This is a genomic window from Kitasatospora cystarginea, assembly GCF_039533515.1.
Classification (GTDB): Bacteria; Actinomycetota; Actinomycetes; order Streptomycetales; family Streptomycetaceae; genus Kitasatospora; species Kitasatospora cystarginea.
In genome coordinates, this window is the sequence record NZ_BAAATR010000207.1 from 1 (window position 1) to 651 (window position 651).

General features: G+C 69.1%; 1 protein-coding gene. It reads right to left on the minus strand.

The features are described 5' to 3' along the window. Positions 1-38 precede the first annotated feature (38 nt). Positions 39-623, minus strand: coding sequence for a GTP-binding protein (locus tag ABD369_RS40860; protein WP_344641700.1), 585 nt, complete (start codon positions 621-623; stop codon positions 39-41). Positions 624-651: the final 28 nt, after the last annotated feature.

Genomic DNA, 651 nt, shown 5'->3' on the forward strand with positions numbered 1-651 from the left:
CCCTCCTCATCGGAGGCGGGCGAGGAGAGGGCCCCTCCTCATCGGAGGCGGGCGAGGAGGGCGTGTTCGACGAGGGTGATGAGTGCGCTCTTGGCGCTGTCCCGTCGGCGGGCGTCGAGGGTGATGACGGGGGTGTCGGCGCCGAGCTGGAGTGCTTCGCGGACTTCGTCGGGAGTGTGGGGCTGGTGTCCGTCGAAGCCGTTGAGGGCGACGACGAAGGGGAGCCCGGAGTTCTCGAAGTAGTCGAGGGCGGGGAAGCAGTCGGCGAGGCGGCGGGTGTCGACGAGGACGACGGCGCCGATGGCGCCGCGGACGAGGTCGTCCCACATGAACCAGAAGCGGTCCTGTCCGGGGGTGCCGAACAGGTAGAGGATGAGGTCCTCGTCGAGGGTGATGCGGCCGAAGTCCATGGCGACCGTGGTGGTCGTCTTGCCTCCGGTGTGGGTGAGGTCGTCGATGCCCGCGGAGGCGGAGGTCATGACGGCTTCGGTGCGCAGGGGGTTGATCTCGGAGACGGCGCCGACGAGGGTGGTCTTGCCGACGCCGAAGCCGCCTGCGACGACGATCTTCGCGGAGGTGGTGGCGCGGCTGGGAGCGGCCGCGTTAGAGCTTGCGAAGTCCACTGAGGACCCTTTCGAGCAGCGTGACGTC